The 1,047-nt window shown below is 67.8% G+C and carries 1 protein-coding gene; it reads left to right on the top strand.

Going from position 1 to position 1,047, the window contains the following annotated elements; genetic code table 11:
• Window positions 1–73: 73 nt before the first annotated feature.
• Window positions 74–1,047, top strand: a 974-nt coding sequence (locus Pmi06nite_RS41595) for an ABC transporter substrate-binding protein (RefSeq protein ID WP_239114575.1), incomplete at its 3' end; no start/stop codon positions are given.

The raw sequence follows: 1,047 nt of genomic DNA, 5'->3' as shown, positions 1-1,047 counted from the left end.
GGAGATGCACATGTCCAATCCACTCGCTCGTCGGGGATTCCTTCTCGGCGGGGCAGCTCTTGGTGCCGGGGCGTTGGTCACGGCGTGTACGAGTAACGAGCCGGCCGCGGCGCCGAGCGCGGCCGCGCCGACCGCGGCCGCTCCGGCGGGCGGCAACGACACTCCGGGTACCGCGGTCACGATCGGGTTCTCGGCTCCGGCCGCCGACCACGGCTGGATCGCGGCGATCGCGAAGAACGCGCAGACCGCGGCGGGTCAGTACTCCGATGTCACGTTCAAGCCGGTCGAGCCGACCAACGACATCAACCAGCAGATCTCCGCGGTCGAGTCGCTGATCCAGGCGAAGGTCAACGCGCTGGTGATCTTGCCCAACGACGGTCAGCAGCTGAACCAGGTCGCCCGGGCGGCGATGGACGCGGGTATCCCGGTCATCAACCTGGACCGGGTCTTCCCCGACAAGCTGTCCTACCGGACCTGGATCGGCGGCGACAACTACGGCATGGGCGTCGCGGCCGGGCACTACATCGGCGACCAGCTGAAGACCAAGGGCGTCGCCTCGCCGGTGATCCTGGAGATCCAGGGCATCGCGACGCTGCCGCTGACCCAGGACCGCAGCAAGGGCTTCGCCGACGCGTTGAAGACCTACGGGTTCAGCGTGACCGCGCAGCAGGACGCGCAGTTCACGGTGGAGTCGGGGACCGAGGTCGCGGCGAACCTGCTGCAGGCGCACAAGAAGATCGACGCGATCTGGAACCACGACGACGACCAGGGGATCGGGGTGCTGGCCGCGATCAAGGAGGCCGGGCGCAACGAGTTCTTCATGGTCGGCGGCGCCGGGTCGGCCAACGCGATGCGGGAGATCCAGTCTGGTACCAGCGTGTTGCAGGCCACCGTCACCTACTCCCCGACGATGGCCTCCTCGGCGATCAAGCTGGCGCGGTTGATCGCGCAGGGCAAGGGCATGACCGATCTGCTGGAGAGCCAGGTCCCCCAGTCGATCACCCTGGCCTCCGAGACCGTCACCAAGGACAACGCCGCCAAGTACCT

The organism is Planotetraspora mira (assembly GCF_016863275.1).
Taxonomy (GTDB): Bacteria; Actinomycetota; Actinomycetes; order Streptosporangiales; family Streptosporangiaceae; genus Planotetraspora; species Planotetraspora mira.
The sequence above is the reverse complement of the archived record's forward strand: the minus strand, read 5'-3'. Positions and strand labels throughout refer to the sequence as shown.